This window comes from Pseudomonas sp. RIT623 (assembly GCF_004519305.1).
Taxonomy (GTDB): domain Bacteria; phylum Pseudomonadota; class Gammaproteobacteria; order Pseudomonadales; family Pseudomonadaceae; genus Aquipseudomonas.
The window spans coordinates 74,300-96,168 of record NZ_SOZA01000019.1 but is presented as its reverse complement, the minus strand read 5'-3'; the positions used below and the strand labels follow the sequence as shown (position 1 = coordinate 96,168).

Sequence of the window (21,869 nt, the reverse complement as noted above, 5' to 3'; positions counted from 1 at the left end):
TTCAGCGGCCTGCATACGGCCCTGCGCCTGACTTTGGCCGGCCAGCGCGTGACCCTGCTGGAAGCCAGTCGGGTGGCCTGGGCCGCCTCGGGCCGCAACGGTGGCCAGGCACTGCTGGGCTGGTCGTGCGACCTGCCCCCACTGGAGCGAGCCCTGGGCCTGGAGCGCAGCCGGCGCCTTTGGGACAGCATGTGCTGGGCCGCCCGCGAGCTGCGCGAGCTGCCCCAGCGCCATGGCTTCGACGTCGATTATCGCCTGGGCAGTCTGTGGACTGCCGTATTGCGGCGCCGTGTAAAACTGCTGGAAGACGCCCGGCGTGAAGCACAGGAGAAGTTCGACTACGACTGCCTGCGCCTGATCGGCCGCGAGGAACTGCCCCAGTGGATCGACAGCCCCCGCTACCAGGCCGCGCTTTACGATCCCAATGGCGCCCACCTCAACCCGCTGAAGCTGGCCCAGGGCCTGGCCGCCGTGATCGAAGCTCATGGCGGGCGGATCTACGAGCAGAGCCAGGTGATCGATTACCAGGAACACGCCGACGGCTTCGCAGCCCGAACCGATCAGGGCGTGGTGCGCAGTCGTGTCATGGTGCTGGCCTGCAACGCCTATATCGACCGCCTCGACCGCACGCTCTCGCGTCGCCTGCTGCCGGTGGGGTCCTACCAAGTGGCCACGGCGCCGCTGGACGCCGACTTCGCCGCCTCGCTGCTGCCACGCAACAGCTGCGTGATCGACAACCAGTTCGTCCCCGACTATTTCCGCCTGACACCCGACCACCGTCTGCTGTTCGGCGGTGGCTGCACGTACCTCGGTGGCATTCCCAAGGACGTCGCCAGCGCCACCCGGCCGTACCTGGAGCGGGTGTTCCCACAGCTGCGAGGGGTGGCCATCGAGCATGCCTGGGGCGGGCACATCGATTGCAGCATCCAGCGCACGCCGGATATCGGGCGCCAGGGTCAGCGTTACTGGCTGCAGGGCTTTTCCGGCCATGGCGTACTGCCGACCCTGGCCGGTGCACGCGCGGTCAGCGACGCGATTCTCGGTGACGACGACCTGCTGAAGTTGTACCAGGGCATCGACAACGGTCGCTTCCCGGGCGGTGACCTGCTGGCAGCGCCGCTGGAGGCGGCAGCCAAGGCCTGGTACAGGATGCGCGACCATGTCTGACGATATCCAAGCCCTCGCCCGCCAGGTACGCGACCTGCGCAAGCATCGGGGGTTGACCCTCGACGAGCTGGCAACTCGCGTCAACCGCTCGCTGGGTTTTCTCTCCCAGGTCGAGCGCGGCCTGTCGCGGCCCACGGTGGCCGACCTAACCGCCATCAGCGAAGCGCTGCGCGTACCTACCACCTATTTCTATCAGGCCGTGCCGCCCCGCGAGATCGACTGGGTGACACGCCCCGATGAGCGACGCACCCTGTACTACGCCGCCGGGGTTACCGACGTGTTGGTCTCGCCGACCCTCAATGGCCGCTTCGCCATGCTCGAAAGCCACCTGGCACCCGGTGCCAGCAGTGGCGAGGGGCACCTGGACGACAGCTCGGAACAAGGCGGTTTCGTCCTTGAGGGCGAACTGACCCTGTGGCTCGAGGGCCGCGACGACGCCGTCACCCTCAATCCCAACGACAGCTTCCAGCTGCCACCCCACAGCCAGTTCCGCTACGCCAACCTGACCGCCCGAACGACCCGGGTTCTCTGGGTCTTCCGTTGAGAGCATGCCAATGACAAGTACAACAGGCTTCCCCGATCTGCTCAGCGAAGTGCGCGCCTTCCGCGCCCGACACCCCGACGTGCGCTACGTCGACCTGATCAGCCTGGACATCCCCGGGCATTTCTACGGCAAGCGCTACCCCATCGACATGCTGGAAAAAGTCGCTGCCGGCAGCCCGCTCAAGCTGCCGCAGAACTGCGTGCTGCTCGGCGCCCAGGGCGGTCTGTTCCCGATTGGCGACTACTGCTTCAACGATGGCGACCCCGATGCCTTCAGGCGTCTGGTGCCCGGCACGCTCAAACTGGTGAACTGGGAGCGCGAACCGCTGGGGCAGATGCTGATCACCTCGGATGGCACCGCCGCGCCCATCGAGTTCGAACCACGGGAAGTCCTCGCCCGCGTGCTGCGGCGCCTCGAGCGACGCGGCATGCGCCCGGTGGTGGCGTTCGAGCTGGAGTTCTATCTGTTCGACCGCGCGCTCAAGGACGGACTGCCGCAGTTCCCCCACGACCCGTTCAGCGATGACGCCGACGACCAGCCGAACATGCACATCGAACGCCTGTCGCGGTTCTCCGACGTGCTGCGCGAGATGGTCGAGAGCGCCAACCAGCAGGGTATCGACGCCAATGTCATCACCGCCGAACTGGGCCCGGGCCAGTTCGAGATCAACTTCGGCCATTGCGACGATGGCCTGCGCGCCGCCGACTGGGCGGCGCTGTTCTGCCGCAGTACCCGCGGCGTGGCGCTCAAGCACGGCTTGCGTGCCTCATTCATGAGCAAGCCGTACCTGCAGGCGCCGGGCAGCGGCATGCACGTGCATGTCAGCCTCTATGACGCAGCCGGCAACAACCTGCTGGCCGTCGACGGCCAGCGCCCGCTGCGTCATGCCGTGGCTGGCTGCCTGGCACTGCTGCCGCACTGCATGCCGGTGTTCGCCGCCAACCACAACGCGTTTCGCCGCTATGGCGCCATGGTCAATGCCGCCAGCCGGGCCAGCTGGGGCTTCGAGGACCGCGACGCGTGCATCCGCATCCCCGAGTCGGACCCGCGCAACCTGAGGATCGAGCACCGCCTGGCAGGTGCGGACGCCAACCCGTACCTGGTGCTGGCGGCGATTCTCTGTGGCATGGAGCATGGCCTCGAGGCAGGCCAGGAACCGATCGCGCCGTTGAACGAAAACCGTGGCAGCGGCATCGATTTCCCCACGGACATGCTTGGCGCGGTGGCAGCCATGCGCGGGCACCCGGCGGTGAACGAAGGATTGGGAGAGGAATTCGTGATGGTGTACTGCGAGAACAAGCGCCAGGACCATCTGGCGTTCCTGCAGGAGGTCAGTGCGCGGGAGTACCGCTGGTTCCTCTGACCGAACGCACGCGGCGTGGGTATGGGTTGCCTGGCGATAGAGCCTGTGCTGGCAACCCAGACCCACTGAGGATTACCATGGCGCTCCCTGCGTGCGACCTTTTGTCGCCCCCTGCCGTTAAGCTCCTATCCCATGCCCTTCGAACTCACCGTAGAACCGCTCACCCTGCTGATCCTCGCCCTGGTCGCCTTCGTCGCGGGCTTCATCGATGCCATCGCCGGCGGCGGCGGCCTGCTGACCACGCCGGCGCTGCTCACCGCGGGCATGCCGCCGCATCTGGTACTGGGCACCAACAAGCTCAGCTCCACCTTCGGCTCGGCCACTGCCGGTTTCACTTATTACCGGCGCAAGCTGTTCCATCCGGCCCAGTGGCGCCCGGCGCTATTGGCCACCCTGGTGGGCGCGCTGCTCGGCGCGGTGATCGCCCACTACATGCCTGCCGAGTGGCTGAACAAGATGCTGCCGGTGATCGTCTTCGCCTGCGGGGTTTACCTGCTGTTCGGTGGCACGCCCAAGGCGCCGTTGGATGCCGAGGCGCCGATCAGCAAGAAATGGCAGTTCCCCCAGGGTTTCACCTTGGGCTTCTACGACGGCGTCGCCGGGCCTGGCACGGGTGCGTTCTGGACCGTCAGCACCCTGTTGCTGTATCCCATCGACCTGGTTCGAGCCAGTGGCGTGGCGCGCAGCATGAACTTCGTCAGCAATATTGCGGCGCTGACGGTGTTTGTCATTTCCGGGCAGGTGGATTACATCGTCGGGCTGTGCATGGGGCTTTCGGTCATGGTCGGGGCGTTTTTCGGGGCGCGGACGGCGATCAGCGGGGGAAGCAAGTTTATTCGGCCGGTGTTTATTGCGGTGGTGTTGGCGTTGACGGTGCGGTTGGTTTGGCAGCATTGGGTTGGGTGATGGGGCTGGATCTGGATCTGGATCTGCGGTGATTGTTTTGATTCTGTATGCGCATTCATTTGCGATGTCGACGCACATTCACCTTTCCGCCCTTACGGCGGCCCACTTTTGTCTTGGCAAAAGTGGGCAAAACCGTTCGGCTCCGTTCATCCGGCCCCTACGCTCCGGGGTTCCCTCGCTCCGTTCTTGCTCCCGTGGGTACCGCGCTGTAGGGCCCATCCTGGGCCCCAGCGCTCGACGGCCATCCATGGCCGTCGCCCCACTACGCAAGAACTCCACTCGGCCTCCTGAAGTCGCAATTGGCGGCGCCTGGACTATCGCGCGCTTAGAAGCAAAATCAAGAGCAGATCAAGAGCAGATCAAGAGCAGATCAAGAGCAGATCAAGAGCAGATCAAGAGCAGATCAAGAGCAGATCAAGAGCAGATCAAGAGCAGATCAAGAGCAGATCAAGAGCGGAGATTTTTGGTTTTTTAGTTGTTTGTTTCAACAGTGTCGTGGTGTAAGCCCACTTCCACGCTTGGCCACTTTATCGGTTTGGCGTGGGAGCGGGCTGTAAGCGTCTGGCCAAGTCACCTTCAAACCCCCAGCACTAAGGGAGATGGTGTTCGCGTATTTTCAGGTGGACGCGATCGCCCTCAATGGCTTCAAGAAATAAACTACGCGCTCGGTCTCTGTGAAGCCCAAGGCCTGATGCATGGCGTGGCTTCCTTGGTTATCCAGTAGTGCATCCGAAGCCAGTTCGGTGCAGTCCATTTCTTCGGCCCACTGCTGAATTTCCGCCACGAGTTGCCGCGCTATGCCTTGGCTCCGGCTAGCGGGGTGGACGTAAAGGCCTTCGAGAAAAGCCACGGGCGATGAGTTGGTTCCGTTGACATAGTCCACCCGGATCGACGCCTCGGCAAACCCTAGCGCATCGCCGTGTTCATCAACGAAAAGAAGTACCACATAGCGTTCTGGAGCGCTCAGTATTACTCGTTTGTCATGCTCATTTTTCGAGGAGGAGTCAGGCCACAGAGCAACACGCAGGGGAAGCCAACCATCATGGTCGAGCATGGTGCAGCGTTTTATCATTGAGGGAATACTCGAAGGGATAACTGACGAAGATCATAGGCCATCTTCGGTCAAGCTTGGTAAGGTCAGCTTGTTTTCGGGAGGGGCGGCTATATTCAAGTTCATCGGTAAGCATACGTGCAGACCGCTTTGCACGACTAAGCCGGACGCCATCTATGCGGCAGCAGCGCTGCAATCTCACTCGCCCGCTGCGTAGGTAGGCGCGTCAGCACATCCTTCAGATAGGCATACGGATCATGCCCATTTATGCGTGCCGATTGGATCAGGCGCATGATTGCAGCCGCCCGCTTGCCACTGCGCAGCGACCCAGCAAACAGCCAGTTTGAGCGGCCAAGTGCCCATGGCCGTATCTGGTTTTCAACTTGGTTGTTGTCGATTGGCACAGCCCCATCGTCCAGGTAGCGCGTCAGTGCCACCCAGCGTTTCAGGCTGTAATCGAGGGCTTTGGCCGTGGCTGATCCATTGGGCACCAAGTCTCGCTGAGCCAACATCCAGTCATGCAGTGTTTTGACGATCGGCACCGCCATTTCCTGGCGTAGTCGCCAGCGGTCTTCATCGCTCATTTCCCGCGTTTTGCGTTCGACCTCGTACAAGCCGCTGATCGAGTGCAGCGCTTGTTCGGCCAGCTGACTTTTGTTCGCCACGTGCAGATCGAAAAACTTGCGACGGGCGTGGCCCAGACGTAGGCCCGGTGGGTTTTCTTTTCGCCTGGCGCAAGCATTTGAACCGGTGTTTCGTCGGCGTGAATCACGCCCTGGTTCAGCACCGCTTCACGCAGTGCATCGACTAACGGTTGAAGTCTCACGCCAGTTTGTCCGACCCATTGGGCCAAGGTCGAACGAGCAATTGCCAGTCCGGCGCGACCAAAGATTTTCTCCTGTCGGTACAGCGGCAAGTGATCGGAAAACTTAGCCACCATCACGTGGGCCAGCAAGCCTGCGGTCGGGATACCTTTATCGATAACCTGCTCCGGCACCGGCGCCTGGATCAGTGTTTCGCACTGACGGCAGGCCCATTTGCCACGCACATGTTGCTCGACGGTAAACACGCCCGGCGTGTAATCCAGCTTTTCGCTGACGTCTTCGCCGATGCGTTGAAGTTGGCAGCCACAGGCGCACTGGGTGTTTTCAGGTTCGTGACGAATTACCGTGCGTGGAAACTGCGGCGGCAATGGCGCACGTTTCGGCGATTGCCGTGGTTCGGCCTGTGACGAAGCGGGGAGAAGCTGTTTCAGCTCGGCCTCGATAGCCTCAAGATCGGTATCGAGCAGGTCATCCAGCAAGCTGCTTTGCGCCGGGCTGATTTGCTCGCTGCGCTTGGCAAACTTGTGGCGTTTGAGCAGGGCGATTTCGAACTTGAACTGTTCGATGAGGATTTCATCGTTCTGGATCTTCTTGCTCATCGCCTCGACCTGGGACTGCAACTGCAACGCCTGTGCCACCAAGGCACGAAACTGTTCCGGGGTCATCTGGTCGAGGTTGAGTGAGAAAGTCATGCCGCCGATTGTGCCAGAGCAGGCGCAGGACGACGATAAGTAGACCGGCCAAATGGCCGTCGTTTAAAGCACGGTAATCACAGCGCCTGCACCAACGCGCTGCCACGGCAGGCCCAGTACCAACGCCTGGAGTTGCTCGCTGTCGAGTTCGACCTCGCAGCCATGGCGAATGCCGGGCCAGTGGAACTTGCCTTGGTTCAGTCGCCGCGCGGCAAGCCAGACGCCCACGCCGTCGTGCACCAGCACTTTCATCCGGTTAGCCCGACGATTGGCGAATAGATAAGCGCATTGCGGCTTCGCCGCACCAAACACCGCGATCACTCGGGCTAAAGCGGTTTCGGTACCGGCGCGCATGTCCATCGGCTCGATGGCCAGCCAGATGGCATCGATGCGGATCATTGAGCGACAGCCCGAATAAATTGCGCGCAGCCCTCGGGATCCGAGGTTGGCCATTTAACCGTGATCACTTGCCCGGCCATGGGCAACGCGATGATCACTGACGCTTCGACTGGCCGTTTAGGTGCGGCTTTTAGCGGGACGAATGCCGGCAGCGAAGGTGTTGCGGACTGGTCTCGATAGAGCGGCAGCCATTTACGGATGACATTGGCGTTGATGCCGTGGCTGATGGCAACGCCGGACACAGTTGCGCCAGGTTGCAAACATTCCTGAACGACCTGAGCTTTGAATGGTTTCGTATAAGAGCTTCGTTGGCGCATGGAAATCCTGGCGATAAGGGTGATCGCGTCCGCTTAAAATACGCGGACACCATCGCCCTTAATGCTGGAGTTCGGAAGGTGAGTTCGCTGTACGCTTACAGCGGGCTTGCCCCGCGATGCGATCCAGAGTTCCCACACATTCAACTAGCGACTAGCTGCGCCAGTACAGGCGCCGCCCGTAACTTCGCGACTTCAGGAGGCCGAACGGAGGTCTTGCGGAGGGAGGTGACGGGCATGGATGCCCGTCAAGCGCTGCGCCCCAGGATGGGGCGTTCAGCGCGGTCCTCCCGGGAGCAAGGCCGGAGTGAGGGAACCCGGAGCGAAGCGGAGGGCCGGATGAATGGAGCGAGCATTTTTTGGTCCCTTTTTGATGCTTCAAAAAGGGACCCGCCGTAAGGGCGGAAAGGTGAATAAGCGTCACCATCACAAATGAATGCGCATACAACTTCCAAAACCAACCAACCCAACTAAAACCAGAAACCAGAAACCAGATATCAGGCAGGCAAAACCGGTTCAGGCATCCCCAACCGCCGCGCCACATACAAATCAATCAAATACCGCGCAATCGACCGCCCCGCCGGCAAAGGCGGCAACTCATGCACATTGAACCACTGCGCATCCTCGATCTCATCCGCCTGCATGACAATCTCCCCTCCCGCGTACTCGGCATGAAATCCGAGCATCATCGAATGCGGAAACGGCCAGCACTGGCTGCCAACGTACTGGATGTTCTTCACCTCGACCGCCACCTCCTCACGCACCTCGCGCACCAAGCAGTCCTCGGCCGACTCCCCCGGCTCGGCGAACCCGGCCAGGGTGCTGTAGACCCCGGTGACAAAGCGTGGTGAACGGGCCAAAAGCACCTCGTCGCCGCGAGTAATCAACACGATCATGCTCGGCGAAATCCGCGGATAGCTGCGCAAATCGCACGACTGGCAGTACATCGCCCGCTCCCAGTGGATCTGCGTCATCGGCTGGCCACAGCTGCCGCAGAACCGGTGCTCGCGAGCCCAGGTACCGATCTGCGCGGCGTAACCGAGTACCTTGTACGTATCGAAGTCCCCCTCGAGCATGAACCGCCGCAGCCCCTGCCAGCCGCAACCCGACACTTCGCTGGCACTGCGCAGCTCCAGCAGGAACACCGGCTCGCCGTCCAGATGACCGATGCCATGCTCGCACAACACGTCCAGGTCCTGGCGCTTGAGCCAGTCACGGGGGAACAGCGCGCCGTTGGCGTCCATCAGGAACCCGTCCGGGCTGCGGGCGACGGCCAGCCCCCCGATGGTCTGCGGGTCGAGTACTGCAGTTGTCCAGCGTGCTGACATGGTTCGGGTCCCTAGATGGCGCCCGCCACTGTCAGTCAGTCGGCGAACGTCGGTTGCTGTTTGCTCATGTGGGCGGCCATGGCCACGCGCAGGTCTTCGGACTGCAGCATGGCGGCGTTCCAGGTGGCGATGTACTCCAGGCCATCGTCGATGCGATGGTCGCGCATGTAGCTGAGCATCTCCTTGGTGCCGGCCACGGCGATCGGCGATTTTGCGGCAATCTCGCGGGCTATGGCAAAGACTCCGTCCAGCAACGCCGCCTGGTCATCATAGACGCGGTTGACCAAGCCGATGCGCAACGCCTCCTGGGCATCGACCATGCGCCCGGTGAACGCCAGCTCGCGCAGGATGCCGTCGCCGATGATACGCGGCAAACGTTGCAAGGTGCCGACATCGGCGGCCATGCCCATGTCGATCTCCTTGATCGAGAACTGCGCGTCGCTGGCGCAGTAGCGCATATCGCAGGCCGAGACCAGGTCGATGGCGCCACCGATGCAGTAGCCCTGGATCGCCGCCAGCACCGGCTTGCGGCAGTTGTCCACGGCGTTGAACGAGCTTTGCAGGCGCAAGATGGTACGGCGCAGCACACGGGCGTTACGCCCGGTGTCCTTGCCCAGTTGCTGGGCCAAGGAGGCCAGCATCATCAGGTCGATGCCCGAGGAGAAATGCTTGCCGGCACCGCTGATCACCACCGCGCGCACCGCATCGGTGTCGTCGATCCACTGGAAGATCTGGACCAGCTCCTCCCAGAAGGCGGCGTTCATGGCGTTGATCTTTTCCGGGCGGTTGATCTGTACGTGGGCGATGTTGTCGGTCAGCTCAACCTTGAACGCGGTGTATTCGGTCACGGACGGCACTCCATTGGGGAAAGAATTCACAACGCAGGATCTTAGCGCACCCGCAAGGCCGCGCATGTGCCAAAAACGGGACTGGATCCCTTGCACCCTGCGCCTTGATGGGGCACCGTGCGGCACTGCTGAATCAAAAGGATACAAATTCATGTCCCGTTCCCTGACCGGTGCCCTCGCCCACAGCTTCCTGGGCCAGTCGCCGCGTTGGTACAAGGCCGTCATCTGCCTGTTCCTGCTCCTCAACCCGTTGCTCTTGGCGACCCTCGGCCCAGTGGTCACCGGCTGGGTGCTGGTGATCCAGTTCATCTTCACCCTGGGCATGGCGCTCAAGTGCTACCCCTTGATGCCCGGCGGCTTGCTGCTGGTCGAGGCGCTGGCGCTGCGCATGACCACGCCCGAGGCCCTGTACGAAGAATTGCAGCACAACTTCCCGGTCATCCTGCTGCTGATGTTCATGGTCGCCGGCATCCACTTCATGAAGGAGCTGCTGCTGTACCTGTTCTCGCGGATTCTGCTCGGTGTGCGTTCCAAGGCCCTGCTGAGCCTGCTGTTCTGCGTGCTCTCGGCGTTTCTCTCGGCGTTCCTCGACGCCCTGACCGTAACCGCGGTGATCATCAGCGCGGCAGTAGGTTTCTATGCCGTGTACCACCGCGTCGCCTCCGGCGGCAATCCACGCGAAGACAGTGCGCTGGACAGCGACCAGCACATCCCACAGTTGCACCGTGAGGACCTCGAGCAGTTCCGCGCCTTCCTGCGCAGCCTGCTGATGCACGGCGCGGTGGGTACCGCACTGGGCGGCGTCTGTACCTTGGTGGGCGAGCCACAGAACCTGCTGATCGGCCATGAGATGGGCTGGCATTTCGCCGAGTTCTTCCACCAGGTGGCCCCAGTGTCGATGCCGGTACTGGCCGCAGGCCTGGTCACCTGTGTGGTGCTGGAAAAGCTGCGCCTGTTCGGCTACGGCACGCTGATGCCCGAACCGGTGCGCCAGGTGCTGGCCGCCTACGCCGCCGAGGACGATGCCGCGCGCACCCAGGCCCAACGCGTGGCCCTGGTGGTGCAGGGATTGGCCGCGCTGATCCTGATCGTCTGCCTGGGCCTGCATATCGCCGAGGTCGGGCTGATCGGCCTGCTGGTGATAGTGCTGATCACAGCCTTCACCGGCATCACCGACGAACACCGCCTGGGACGTGCGTTCCAGGACGCCATGCCGTTCACCGCGTTGCTGGTGGTGTTCTTCGCGGTGGTCGCGGTGATCCACCAGCAGCAGCTGTTCAGCCCACTGATTGCCTGGGTGCTGGCACTACCCAGCGAGCAACAGCCGGGCATGCTGTACCTGGCCAACGGCCTGCTGTCGGCGATCAGCGACAACGTGTTCGTCGCCACCATCTACATCACTGAGGTGAAACAGGCGTTCCTCAACGGCGCCATGAACCGCGAGCACTTCGAGACCCTGGCAGTGGCGATCAATACCGGCACCAACCTGCCGAGCGTGGCCACGCCCAATGGCCAGGCGGCGTTCCTGTTCCTGCTGACCTCGGCGATCGCGCCGTTGATTCGCCTGTCGTATGGCCGCATGGTGTGGATGGCGTTGCCCTATACCGTGGTCATGGGTGGCCTGGGTTGGTGGGCAGTGACTTACTGGCTGTAGCGCTCGCCCTAGGTCTGCCAACACCGGCATTCACCCTGTCGCCTGGTTCGCCAGCAAGGCAGGCGCCTACGGGGCCAGCCGGTCCCGCTCGAACCGCGCCATGCCGACGAATGCCGGTAACCAGGCCTCCCGCCGAACCACCCAGAGCTCGTAGGTTGGCCTGAAACGGTTCGGCTCATCCAGCGCGCCAAGGTGCACCTCCACTTCACCGTCACTGCGGGCGAACACCGACGACCCGCAACGCGGGCAAAAATGCCTGCCCGCATAGGCCGTCGCCTCGCCGGTGACCTGCACGGCATCCGCGGCGAACATCGCTGAAGCGCCGAACAACGCACCGTGGTGCTTGCGACAATCCAGGCAGTGGCACAGCCCTACACGCCGTGGTTCGCCGCGTGCTTCTATGCGCAATTGGCCGCACAGGCAGCCTCCTGTCACTTTGTCCATCGTCCACCTCCTCCGTCGATCGCTGCAACGGTTGAACCCGCGCTATCGTTCAAGGTTCCTGTCGATTGCTGCCAGCGCCATTCGACTACCCAGCACATCCACTCCAGGAGCACGCGCCATGCGCACACTCACCGTTGCCGCCTTCGTCACCCTGGACGGCATCATGCAGGCCCCCGGTGGCCCGCAGGAAGACACCAGCGGCGGCTTCGCCCACGGCGGCTGGCTGCCACCTTATGCCGACGAGGTCTTCGGCCAAGCCATGCAGGCCTTGTTCAGCCAGCCTTTCGCCCTGCTATTGGGGCGGCGTACCTACGACATCTTTGCTGGCTACTGGCCACGGGTCGGGGCCGACTCGAACAGCCGGCCAATGGCCGACCTGTTCAATAGCGTGGACAAACATGTCGCCACTCACCATCCCGAATCGCTGGATTGGCAGAACAGCCATGCCCTCGGCATGGACGTGCCTACCGCGGTGCGCTCGCTCAAGCAACAGCCAGGCCCGGCCTTGCTGACCCAGGGCAGTGGCGAATTGGTGCGTCAATTGCTGGCCGCCGGGCTGGTGGACGAACTACGCTTGCTGGTCCACCCGTTGCTGCTCGGGCACGGCAAGCGCCTGTTCGGCGATGACGCCCAACCGGCGGCGTTTACCCTGGTGGAGTCGGTCGCCTCGCCCAGCGGCGTGTTGATCGCCCGCTACCAACGCAGCGGCGCGGTACGCACCGGCACGTTCGAAGCGGCCTAGGGTGGTGTTAGCGCCAATACAGCACGCACGGCATGCGGGGCTTGGCCTGGGGATTGAATAGCCTCAAGCGATTGCGCAGCGCCCACCTTGAACGCCGCTGCGTTCTACCGCCATTGCGGCTATGTCGGTGACACAGGCTCGGTGTATCACTCGCCCTTCGGGCTCGAATGGCCGTGCGTGGTCATGCGCAAGGTCATGGGCCAGGCCTGGCCAGGGGTATAACATCGGGATCCCAGCCACGGAGATCCACTCATGCTGCCAACCGCCCCAACCCTGCACAGCGCCCGACGCACCCGGTTGCAAGTCTTGCGCGGCCGGGTCGGCCTGGGCCTGGTGGCGGGCTTGTCGGTACTCGCCGGCATGACCGACGCCATCGGCCTGCTGGCGCTGGGTGATTTCGTCTCATTCATGAGTGGCAACACCACGCGCCTGGCGGTGGCGATCAGCCAGGCCGACCTGGCGCTGATGGCCCGCCTGGCTCTGGCGATCCTCAGTTTCGTGCTCGGCAATGCCTTGGGCGTACTGCTGGCACGGCGCTTTCGCCGCCGCGCCGCGCCGTTGCTGCTGGTGGTCGCCACCTTGTTGGCCGGTGCCGCGGCCTGGCCGTCGGGCCTATCGTTGCCGGCGCTGGTCGCGGCGACCCTGGCCATGGGCATGCTCAATGCCGTGGTCGAGCAGGTCAACGGCCTGCCCATCGGACTGACCTACGTCACCGGCGCGCTATCGCGCTTCGGCCGCGGCCTGGGGCGTTGGCTGCTGGGCGAGCGGCGACATGGCTGGCGGGTCCAGCTGGTACCTTGGACCGGAATGCTGCTGGGCGCCGCGCTAGGCGCGTGGCTGCAGCAACGGCTGGGCTTGCTGGCGCTGTCGGCCAGTAGCGCCGTGGCCTGCCTGCTGGCGTTGGTGACGCTGTTCATACCACGGGCCTGGCAATTGGGGTACATGCCGCGCTGAGGTCCGGGCTTGCAATTACCTCAATAGTCACTATCGAGAACAGCAATTTCCAATGACTCGACGCGGGCAATAACCTGGCTTCACCGACTCACCCCGCCCGCGGAAGCACCTCGATGAACACCACCTACCGCCTGCTGCTCGCCACCCTGACCGCCGTCGGCATCGCCGTGCTCGGCGGTTGTGCCAACCACCCTGAACTGCGCCCCTACAGCGCCGAGGAAAGCCGTCAGCTGCAACTCGAGGCCCTGCAACGCCAGGGGCTGAGCCAAGAAGCATACGAACAGCGTCGCCTCGCCGTGCTGCGCGAAGGCCAGGGCCAAGCAGTCACGCAAGCCACTGTCAGCCCAGCCGCTACGCGCAGTTGAATCCGCCCGGCGTAGGCTTGGGCGCGACCACCTGCGCCACCCAGCCCCTCAAAGATGCTCACACAGAAAGTCGATGAACAACCTCGTCCGGTACGGCACATGGCTGCTGTTCGGATACACCACGCTTACCGGCTGTGCCGGCAGGCTGTAGTCCGGTAACACCCGCTGCAATGTGCCACAGCGCAGATCCTGCTCGACCAGCCAGGCGGGTAACACCGCCACTCCCAGCGACGCACAGGCCAATGCACGGATCGCATGGGATACATTGGACTGGTGCGCAGCCCGCCCACTGACACTTGCTGGCCCCGCCGCCGACTGCATGGTCCAGGTAGTCGGGTTATGCAGGTTGCTATTGGCGATCCAGGGCACCTGTGCCAAGTCCGCGGGGCGCTCGACGGCATGCCGAGCCAGGAAAGCAGGCGTCGCCACCAACAGGATGTCGTACTCGGTCAGCTTGCGACTGCGCAAACTCGAATCGACCAAGGTGCCGAGACGCACCACCAGGTCCAACCGCTCGGCCACCAGGTCGCTCAACGCCGAATCGATGCTGTAGCTGATCGACAGCGCCGGGTAACGCGCCGCGAAGAGCGGAATCAGCGGCAAGACGAACCGCTCGCCGTATTCCCCGGTGGTACTGATGCGCAAGCTTCCCGACACACCATTATGGCGCTGCATGACGCTGTCGAAGGCCCCTTCGACATCACCGACGATCACCTTGAAGTCGTCATAGAAACCTTGCCCGATTTCGGTTGGCGCGATGGCCCGCGTGGTGCGCAGCAACAGGGTCACGCCCAGCACCTGCTCCAGCGCCTTGACGTGCTGGCTGGCCATGGCCTTGCTGATACCGAGAAAATCCGCCGCCTTGGTGAACGAGGCGAAGTCGACCACCGCCAGAAAGGTTTGCACCCGATTGAGCTGGGTGTGGAGGGCCGTGCGCAGCATTGTTCAGTTCCATCAAACAGAGTTTCAAGGGTAGCGACATCGACAGGGGCAGTCCACGCACCTAGGCTTTGCGCTGGAAAACAGCCCAGGACCGAGACTGCCAATGACTTACCGCTACCGTGTGGCCACGGTCTTCCTGCTGGGCTTTTTCATCGACTGCATCAACATGTTCATGCCCGCTATCGCACTGCCGACGATTACTGGCCAGTTCGCCGTCGCCAGCGCCGCCAGCGCCTGGGTCGGCAACGCCTATATGCTCGGGCTGACCCTGGTGATCCCGCTGAGCACCTGGCTGTCGGCGCGCTGGGGGCCGCGCCGCGTCCTGGCGGCGTCGATGCTCGCATTCGCCTTGAGCGCCTGGGGTTGTGGCCAAGCCTCGAGCTTTGCGGCGCTGATCGCCTGGCGTCTGGCCCAGGGCATGGCCGGCGGTTTGCTGATCCCAGTGGGCCAGGCACTGACGTTCAACCTGTTCCAGGGGCCGCAGCGCGCCCGTGTCTCGACCCTGGTGATGGCCGTGGCCCTGCTCGCCCCGGCGCTGTCGCCCAGCATTGGGGGCCTGATCGTCGATCGCTACAGCTGGCCATGGGTCTTCCATGCCAACCTGCCCTTCGCCTTGCTGACCGCCGCGCTGGCCTGGGCCTGGATTGCCGAGGCACCGGGCAACAGGCAACCGCGCCCCGACTTCAAAGGCCTGCTGTTGGTCAGTGGTGCCCTCGCCTGCCTGTTATCGGGCATGTCGCTGTACGGTGCCGGCCACGGCTCCCTTGTGCTCCTGGCGAGCCTCGCCGCAGGGTTGGCGTGCGCCCTGCTGTATCGTGCCCACTACCGGCACGCCGGCCACGGCATCGTCGAACTGACACTGCTCGCCAGCGCCCGCCTGCGCGTCGCGATGCTGGTCTACCACGCCATCCCCGGGGTCTTCACCGGGGTCAACCTGTTGAACATCTTCTACCTGCAACAGGTGCTGCACTTGAGTGCCCATGCTACCGGCTTGTACATGATCCTCTATGCGGCAGGCGCGTTCATCGCAATGCTGGCGGTCGGGCGCCTGTACAACCGCGTCGGCGCCCGCCGCCTGTTGTTGCTCGGCATGCTCGTGCACAGCCTGGGTATCGCCCTGCTGGCACGGGTCGACAGCGCAGCGCACAACCCCCTGTTGATCGCCGCCTACGGCCTGATGGGCTTGGGCGGAGGCATGGGGGCCAACGCCGCGCAAACCACTGCACTACTGGATTTCAACGGCGAACGCATGCAACAGGCCAGCGTGCTGTGGAACCTCAACCGGCAGATGGCCTTCAGCCTCGGCGCCACCTTGCTGCTGATGTTGTTCAACCTATGGCCTGAGGGCACCGACGCGCCCCAGGCCTATCACTTGACCTTCGCCCTGGCGGCATTGCTCGGGCTGGTTCCGATAATGCGCCTGCGCGCCCTGCCCCTGGAGCCCCCCTGCCATGCCCGATAACGCCATTGCCCGCGCCGAGCGCAGCATTCATCACGTCCATGAGCTGATCCACCTGATGTTCACCCGCCCGCCTGGGCAAACCCAGGCCGTGCTGGGCGGGCTGATGGCGGTGTTCGCCGAGGATTTCAGCATGGTCGGTACGGCGGGCAAGGTGCTGGAACGCCCGCAGGTCGAGCAATTGTTCAGGACCGCGGCCGGCACCCGGGCGGGGCTTGCGATCAGCGTCGACCAGGTGCGCGTGGTATGGCAGGCCGGCGCGCATGTGGCGGTGCGCTACCAGGAAACCCATCGCTGGAATGGGCAGCAGACCCAACGCTGGTCGCTGGCCATCGTCGAATGCACGGCCACCGGGGTGATCTGGCACTGCCTGCATGAAACACCACAGGCCGAGCCCACGGCTGCCACGACAACCAAGCACGACGGTATACTCCCCGGCCCTTGAACCTGGCCCGGGAACCTGCCATGCACCAAGTCCTGCTCATCGTCGACGTGCAGTCCACCTTCAGCCCCTCCGAGAAGCTGGTCGATGGTATCCGCGTCCTCTCGGCCCACATCCCCACCCTCGCCTCGATCGAGCTGCATGACGAGCAGGTCACTCCGTTCCAGCGCCAGCTCGGCTGGCACCCGGCCCGTGAGGACATGGCCCTGGTCGAGGCCGACAAGGTGTTCGTCAAGCACGGCTACGGCCAGAGCGCCGAGACCCTCGCCTACATCAAGGGCCTGGGTGTCGAGCGCGTGCTGGTGTGCGGGCTGCAGACCGAAACCTGCGTACTGGCCGCAGGCTTCGCCCTGTTCGACGCCGGCCTGTGCCCAACCCTGGTCACCGACCTGACCATGGGCTCGTCGCTGGACCGCTCCGGCCAGCTAGGCATCGACCTGTGGAAGCACCACTTCGGCAAGGTCACCACCGCCGCCGAGGTCCTGGCCGAGCTCAAGAGCTGACCCGGTAGATGCGCCAGGCGCAATGGCACAGAACAGATTGCCCCGAAACAAATGAAGAAGCGGCCTTGCGCCGCGCGGGCGGCGCTCGATCTCATAGGCGCTGCATGGTTTACGGCAGGCATCTGGCGGTACTCACGCAAGCAAAAACCCTCGCAGCCAAGGCCCCTGCAAGCGACGAGCCTGAAGACGATGCAGTTTTTTTCGCTTCATTGCCCCGCCCCCCCTTCCGTTGCGCGGCAAAACGCAGGAGAGTAACCGGGTATTCCCGCAAAGAAACGGAGATTCGCCTTGACTACCGATCGCCTGAGCCTGCTCCAGTTCGAGCACCTCAGCCTGAGACCCGCCGCCGCCAGCCAGTTCGCCCTCTCGTTGACGGCGCTCGAACAGCTGTCACTCCCCGAACGCTACGCCGTCCGCGCCGCCCAGTACCTGGGCGACATGGCCGAAGCGGAAAACCGCCAGCAGTTGGCTGTGGCCAAGGAGCAAAGCATCGGCTTCAGCCAAGGCCTACTGACGGCCGCCGTCTTCGAGAACACCCTGGCGAAAAAGCTGGACGAGGTCTTCGACGACGCCTTCACCCGCGCCCAGGCGCAGTTGCCGCAATAACGGTATTCGCACGAAGGGCCGCAAAAGCGGCCCCTCGTGGTTTACGCTGAAGCCTGCCGTTACAGCCCTGCCGCCTTCGCTCGCGCGGCATGCAGTTTCTTGTAGCTCTCTACCAGGCGCAGGTGGCGATCCAGCCCGTCGAGCTTCATGCTGGTCGGCGTCAGGCCGTGGAAGCGCACGCTGCCCTCCACCGAGCCGAGCACCGCGTCCATCCGCTCGTTGCCGAACATACGGCGGAAATTGACCTCGTAGTCGGCCATTTCCAGCTCATCGTCCAACACCACTTCCAGCACCACGTTCAGCGCCTGGTAGAACAGCCCGCGCTCGACGGTGTTGTCGTTGAACTGCAGGAACATCTCCACCAGCTCCTTGGCCTCGTCGAAGCGCTGCAACGCCAGGTGCACCAGCAGCTTCAGCTCGAGGATGGTCAATTGGCCCCACACCGTGTTGTCGTCGAATTCGACGCCGATCAGCGTGGTGATGGTGGTGTAGTCGTCCACCTCGGCGTTGTCCAGGCGCTTGAGCAGCAGCTTCAGCGAGCGGTTGTCGAGGCTGTGCAGGTTGAGAATGTCGGCACGGAACCCCAGGGCGCGGTTGGTGTTGTCCCAGATCAGGTCTTCGACCGGGTAGATCTCCGAATAGCCCGGCACCAGGATGCGGCAGGCGGTGGCACCGAGGTCGTCGTAGACCGCCATGTACACCTCCTTGCCCAGCGTCTCGAGGATGCCGAACAAGGTCTGGGCCTCCTGCGCGTTGGAGTCCTCGCCGTGGCCGGAGAAGTCCCACTCGACGAACTCGAAATCGGCCTTGGCGCTGAAGAAGCGCCACGACACCACGCCGCTGGAGTCGATGAAGTGCTCGACGAAGTTGTTCGGCTCGGTCAGCGCGTGGCTTTCGAAGGTTGGCTGCGGCAGGTCGTTCAGGCCCTCGAAGCTGCGGCCCTGGAGCAGCTCGGTGAGGCTGCGCTCCAGCGCCACCTCGAAGCTCGGATGGGCGCCGAACGAGGCGAACACGCCACCGGTGCGCGGGTTCATCAGGGTCACGCACATCACTGGGAACTCACCGCCCAGCGAGGCGTCCTTGACCAACACCGGGAAGCCCTGCTCCTCCAGCCCCTGGATGCCGGCGACAATGCCCGGATACTTGGCCAGCACCGCCTGCGGCACGTCAGGCAGGCACAGCTCGCCTTCGAGGATCTCGCGCTTGACCGCTCGCTCGAAGATTTCCGACAGGCACTGCACCTGGGCCTCGGGCAAGGTGTTGCCGGCGCTCATGCCGTTGCTCAGGTACAGGTTCTCGATCAGGTTGGACGGGAAGTACACCGTCTGGCCGTCGGACTGGCGCACGAATGGCAGCGAGCAGATACCCCGCTCCTTGTTGCCCGAGTTGGTGTCGTACAGGTGCGAGCCGCGCAGCTCACCGTCCGGGTTGAAGATTTCCAGGCAGTATTCGTCGAGGATCTCGGCCGGCAGCGCATCCTTGGGCCCAGGCTTGAACCACTGCTCGTTCGGGTAGTGCACGAACGGCGCATTGGCGATGTCCTCGCCCCAGAACTGGTCGTTGTAGAAGAAGTTGCAGTTCAGCCGCTCGATGAACTCACCCAGCGCCGAGGCCAGCGCCGCCTCCTTGGTGGCGCCCTTGCCGTTGGTGAAGCACATCGGCGACTGCGCGTCGCGCACATGCAATGACCACACGTTGGGCACGATGTTGCGCCACGAGGCGATCTCGATCTTCATCCCCAGGTTGGCCAGCAGCGCCGACATATTGGCGATGGTCTGCTCCAGCGGCAGGTCCTTGCCGGGGATATAGGTAGCGCTGTCGGACACCGGCATCAGCAGCGCCTGGGCGTCGGCGTCGAGGTTGGCGACCTGCTCGATGACGAACTCAGGGCCGGTCTGCACCACTTTTTTCACCGTGCAGCGGTCGATGGAGCGCAGGATGCCCTGACGGTCCTTCTCGGAAATGTCCTCGGGCAGCTCGACCTGGATCTTGAAGATCTGGTTGTAGCGGTTCTCGGGGTCGACGATGTTGTTCTGCGACAGGCGGATATTGTCGGTGGGGATGTCACGGGTCTGGCAGTACAACTTGACGAAATACGCCGCGCACAGTGCCGACGAGGCCAGGAAGTAGTCGAACGGCCCCGGGGCCGAGCCGTCGCCCTTGTAGCGGATCGGCTGGTCGGCGATCACCGTGAAGTCGTCGAACTTGGCCTCCAGACGGAGGTTGTCGAGAAAATTGACCTTGATTTCCATGCGCGGGGTACCAGAAAGCGGGCGGGACGGATAAATGGCCGGCATTATCCGGGATTTTTAGCGGAAAGTGTTGCAGCCAGGCTGATAGCCGTTCAGTGAGGGGTTTCATGACGGCGGTGCCGGGCACCCAGCAGCAGCAGGGCAAATGCCACACTACCGATCAGCGGCCACCCCAATAGAATCAGTTCATGCTGCTCGAGTCTGGGCAACCAGCCCAGGAACACCAGGTTTGCCGCAGTGCCGCACGCCAGACCAAGCCAGGCAGAACGCGCCCACGCCGGTGCTTGGGTACTGCGCAGAAAATGCCGGTAAAGCCGACCTCCGGCCCTGAGGCCGAGCAAGCCCATGGCCACCACGACAACCGCGCCCAAACGGGCAAGGTGATACTCCCAAGGATCATCAAGCTTCTCGAAGGACATGGCCGGGATGATGATCATGGCCGCCAGGCAGGCGTACCCAGCCAGTAGCATGACGGGGAGCACCACCACCAGCCCCAGGGCCCAAAGCAGCATTTTTCTCAGTAGCGAAGGGGTGTCGTTCACTGCAACCGTCCTTGTCATCTGCAAATGGCCCGCGCCGCATCATTGCGGGCGCGGCGCAAACTATCATTGTCCAACGTCTACAAGCTATCGCGGTAGGCGCCTACAGTACGATTGATCGCAAAAGTGCATCAGTCCATGCAAAAACAACGATTATCCTCAGCCGCACTTTCACCCAGAATCTCCAGTTACAAGCACTTACAAATAAGTTTAAAAACGCTGGAGAACCCCATGCAGCAGCCTGCGCCCTGTGGCCAGTCGAAGGCCGCCCAGGTCTTTCGAGTCACGTCCGGAAACTTCCTCGAACAGTTCGATTTCTTCCTGTTCGGCTTCTATGCCACTTATATTGCCGCCGCCTTCTTCCCTGCCAGCAACGAGTTCGCCGCGCTGATGATGACCTTCGCCGTATTCGGCGCAGGTTTCCTGATGCGACCGCTCGGCGCCGTGCTGCTGGGCGCCTATATCGACAATATCGGCCGGCGCAAGGGCCTGATCGTCACCCTGGGGATCATGGCCAGCGGCACCCTGCTGATCGTGCTGGTGCCCGGCTATGCCAGCATCGGCCTGTGGGCCCCCGCGCTGGTGCTGCTCGGGCGCTTGCTGCAAGGCTTTTCCGCCGGGGCCGAACTCGGTGGTGTGTCGGTGTACCTGGCCGAAATGGCCAGCCCCGGGCACAAGGGCTTCTACGCCAGCTGGCAGTCGGCCAGCCAGCAGGTGGCCATCGTCGTCGCCGCCGCCCTGGGCTTTGCCCTGAACCAATGGCTGGCGCCGGCACAGCTGGCGGACTGGGGCTGGCGCGTGCCTTTCGGCGTGGGCTGCATGATCATCCCGGTAATCTTCCTGCTGCGGCGCAACCTGGCCGAAACCGAGGAATTCGCCGCGCGCCAGCATCGCCCGGACATGCAGGCCGTGCTGCGCACCCTGCTGGACAACGCCGGCGTGGTGCTGCTGGGCATGCTGATGGTGGCCATGACCACCACCGCCTTCTACATGATCACCGTGTACGCGCCCACCTTCGGCAAGACGGTGCTGCAACTGAGCACCAGCGATGCGCTGATGGTGACCCTGCTGGTGGCGGTGTCGAACTTCATCTGGCTGCCCATCGGCGGCACCCTGAGCGACCGCTTCGGACGCAAGCCGCTGCTGCTGGCCATGTCGCTGCTGACCCTGCTGACGGCCTACCCGGCCCTGGAATTCCTGGCTCAGGCGCCGAGCTTCGGGCACATGCTCGAAGTGCTGCTGTGGTTCTCCTGCCTCTATGGGCTGTACAACGGCGCGATGATCCCGGCGCTGACCGAAATCATGCCGGTGCAGGTGCGGGTGGCGGGCTTCTCCCTGGCCTACAGCCTGGCCACCGCGTTGTTTGGTGGTTTCACCCCGGCAATCTCGACCTGGCTGATTCACCTCAGCGGCGACAAGGCCGCGCCAGCCTACTGGATGATGGTCGCCGCCTGCTGCGCGTTCGCCGCCACGCTGGTGCTGTACCGCCGCCTGGCCAGTCGCGCTGCGACCGTGCCGGCCTGAGGCGCGA

22 protein-coding genes and 1 pseudogene are annotated in these 21,869 nt (G+C 63.4%); 13 read left to right on the top strand and 10 right to left on the bottom strand.

All coding sequences use genetic code 11. The annotated features are described in order from the left end of the window. The 4 genes from E3U47_RS14735 to E3U47_RS14720 all read left to right on the top strand — a co-directional run. Positions 1-1,167: FAD-binding oxidoreductase (locus tag E3U47_RS14735; protein ID WP_134692260.1), on the top strand; the 1,167-nt coding region annotated here is incomplete at its 5' end. Next, a complete protein-coding gene (locus E3U47_RS14730; RefSeq protein ID WP_134692258.1) occupies positions 1,160-1,711 on the top strand; it encodes a helix-turn-helix domain-containing protein in 552 nt (183 codons plus the stop codon). The genes E3U47_RS14735 and E3U47_RS14730, both read left to right, overlap by 8 nt. A 10-nt stretch (positions 1,712-1,721) precedes the next feature. Next, the gene (locus tag E3U47_RS14725; protein WP_134692256.1) at positions 1,722-3,074 is read left to right on the top strand and encodes a glutamine synthetase family protein; all 1,353 of its coding nucleotides are present in this window, start codon (positions 1,722-1,724) and stop codon (positions 3,072-3,074) included. A gap of 132 nt (positions 3,075-3,206) precedes the next feature. Continuing rightward, positions 3,207-3,980: a TSUP family transporter gene (locus E3U47_RS14720; protein ID WP_134692254.1), complete on the top strand. Its 774-nt coding sequence runs from the start codon at positions 3,207-3,209 to the stop codon at positions 3,978-3,980. A 616-nt stretch (positions 3,981-4,596) separates the two neighbouring features. Here E3U47_RS14720 and aac(6') read toward each other — a convergent pair. The 6 genes and pseudogenes from aac(6') to E3U47_RS14690 form a co-directional block, all read right to left on the bottom strand. After that, positions 4,597-5,052: an aminoglycoside 6'-N-acetyltransferase gene (gene aac(6') / locus E3U47_RS14715; protein ID WP_134692252.1), complete on the bottom strand. Its 456-nt coding sequence runs from the start codon at positions 5,050-5,052 to the stop codon at positions 4,597-4,599. Between the two features lie 137 nt (positions 5,053-5,189). Continuing rightward, a pseudogene (locus E3U47_RS14710) lies at positions 5,190-6,547 on the bottom strand (IS66 family transposase). Positions 6,548-6,610: 63 nt separating this feature from the next. Then, positions 6,611-6,946: an IS66 family insertion sequence element accessory protein TnpB gene (tnpB, locus tag E3U47_RS25235; protein ID WP_167659489.1), complete on the bottom strand. Its 336-nt coding sequence runs from the start codon at positions 6,944-6,946 to the stop codon at positions 6,611-6,613. Continuing rightward, the gene (locus E3U47_RS14700; RefSeq protein ID WP_134692248.1) at positions 6,943-7,263 is read right to left on the bottom strand and encodes a transposase; all 321 of its coding nucleotides are present in this window, start codon (positions 7,261-7,263) and stop codon (positions 6,943-6,945) included. The genes tnpB and E3U47_RS14700 overlap by 4 nt, the downstream gene beginning before the upstream one ends. A 494-nt stretch (positions 7,264-7,757) precedes the next feature. Further along, positions 7,758-8,588, bottom strand: a complete 831-nt coding sequence (gene nudC / locus E3U47_RS14695; RefSeq protein ID WP_134692246.1) for an NAD(+) diphosphatase — start codon at positions 8,586-8,588, stop codon at positions 7,758-7,760. Between the two features lie 35 nt (positions 8,589-8,623). Further along, a complete protein-coding gene (locus tag E3U47_RS14690; protein ID WP_134692244.1) occupies positions 8,624-9,436 on the bottom strand; it encodes a crotonase/enoyl-CoA hydratase family protein in 813 nt (270 codons plus the stop codon). 151 nt (positions 9,437-9,587) lie between these two features. Here E3U47_RS14690 and nhaB point away from each other — a divergent pair, with 151 nt between their 5' ends. Further along, positions 9,588-11,090, top strand: a complete 1,503-nt coding sequence (gene nhaB, locus E3U47_RS14685) for a sodium/proton antiporter NhaB (protein ID WP_134692241.1) — start codon at positions 9,588-9,590, stop codon at positions 11,088-11,090. 66 nt (positions 11,091-11,156) lie between these two features. On the opposite strand, the gene E3U47_RS14680 is transcribed toward nhaB, so the two are convergent. Continuing rightward, positions 11,157-11,534 (bottom strand): GFA family protein, encoded by a 378-nt coding sequence (locus E3U47_RS14680; protein WP_134692239.1) that lies wholly within the window; start codon positions 11,532-11,534, stop codon positions 11,157-11,159. 118 nt (positions 11,535-11,652) lie between these two features. Here E3U47_RS14680 and E3U47_RS14675 point away from each other — a divergent pair, with 118 nt between their 5' ends. The 3 genes from E3U47_RS14675 to E3U47_RS14660 all read left to right on the top strand — a co-directional run bounded on the left by E3U47_RS14675 (position 11,653) and on the right by E3U47_RS14660 (position 13,595). Continuing rightward, positions 11,653-12,276, top strand: a complete 624-nt coding sequence (locus E3U47_RS14675) for a dihydrofolate reductase family protein (protein ID WP_134692237.1) — start codon at positions 11,653-11,655, stop codon at positions 12,274-12,276. A 252-nt stretch (positions 12,277-12,528) separates the two neighbouring features. After that, entirely contained in the window at positions 12,529-13,230 is a 702-nt protein-coding gene (locus tag E3U47_RS14665; RefSeq protein ID WP_134692235.1) for a YoaK family protein, read from the top strand. 113 nt (positions 13,231-13,343) lie between these two features. After that, positions 13,344-13,595 (top strand): hypothetical protein, encoded by a 252-nt coding sequence (locus E3U47_RS14660; RefSeq protein WP_134692234.1) that lies wholly within the window; start codon positions 13,344-13,346, stop codon positions 13,593-13,595. A 48-nt stretch (positions 13,596-13,643) separates the two neighbouring features. Here E3U47_RS14660 and E3U47_RS14655 read toward each other — a convergent pair whose 3' ends face one another. Then, positions 13,644-14,537 (bottom strand): LysR family transcriptional regulator, encoded by an 894-nt coding sequence (locus tag E3U47_RS14655; protein WP_134692232.1) that lies wholly within the window; start codon positions 14,535-14,537, stop codon positions 13,644-13,646. A gap of 103 nt (positions 14,538-14,640) precedes the next feature. Between E3U47_RS14655 and E3U47_RS14650 the strand changes: the two genes are divergently transcribed. The 4 genes from E3U47_RS14650 (at position 14,641) to E3U47_RS14635 (ending at position 17,547) form a co-directional block, all read left to right on the top strand. Beyond that, the gene (locus E3U47_RS14650) at positions 14,641-15,999 is read left to right on the top strand and encodes an MFS transporter (protein WP_134692230.1); all 1,359 of its coding nucleotides are present in this window, start codon (positions 14,641-14,643) and stop codon (positions 15,997-15,999) included. After that, on the top strand, positions 15,989-16,441 hold the full coding sequence (locus E3U47_RS14645; protein WP_134692228.1) for a DUF4440 domain-containing protein: 453 nt from the start codon (positions 15,989-15,991) through the stop codon (positions 16,439-16,441). Before E3U47_RS14650 ends, E3U47_RS14645 begins: the two co-directional genes overlap by 11 nt. Before the next feature lie 20 nt (positions 16,442-16,461). After that, positions 16,462-16,941, top strand: a complete 480-nt coding sequence (locus E3U47_RS14640) for an isochorismatase family protein (RefSeq protein ID WP_134692226.1) — start codon at positions 16,462-16,464, stop codon at positions 16,939-16,941. Positions 16,942-17,229: 288 nt separating this feature from the next. Further along, positions 17,230-17,547, top strand: a complete 318-nt coding sequence (locus E3U47_RS14635; protein ID WP_134692224.1) for a hypothetical protein — start codon at positions 17,230-17,232, stop codon at positions 17,545-17,547. Positions 17,548-17,606: 59 nt separating this feature from the next. Here E3U47_RS14635 and E3U47_RS14630 read toward each other — a convergent pair whose 3' ends face one another. Together E3U47_RS14630 and E3U47_RS14625 are read right to left on the bottom strand one after the other, a co-directional pair. Beyond that, on the bottom strand, positions 17,607-19,799 hold the full coding sequence (locus E3U47_RS14630) for an OsmC domain/YcaO domain-containing protein (protein WP_134692222.1): 2,193 nt from the start codon (positions 19,797-19,799) through the stop codon (positions 17,607-17,609). Between the two features lie 92 nt (positions 19,800-19,891). Next, positions 19,892-20,341: a hypothetical protein gene (locus E3U47_RS14625; protein WP_134692220.1), complete on the bottom strand. Its 450-nt coding sequence runs from the start codon at positions 20,339-20,341 to the stop codon at positions 19,892-19,894. 228 nt (positions 20,342-20,569) lie between these two features. Between E3U47_RS14625 and E3U47_RS14620 the strand changes: the two genes are divergently transcribed. Continuing rightward, a complete protein-coding gene (locus tag E3U47_RS14620) occupies positions 20,570-21,862 on the top strand; it encodes an MFS transporter (RefSeq protein ID WP_134692218.1) in 1,293 nt (430 codons plus the stop codon). Positions 21,863-21,869: the final 7 nt, after the last annotated feature.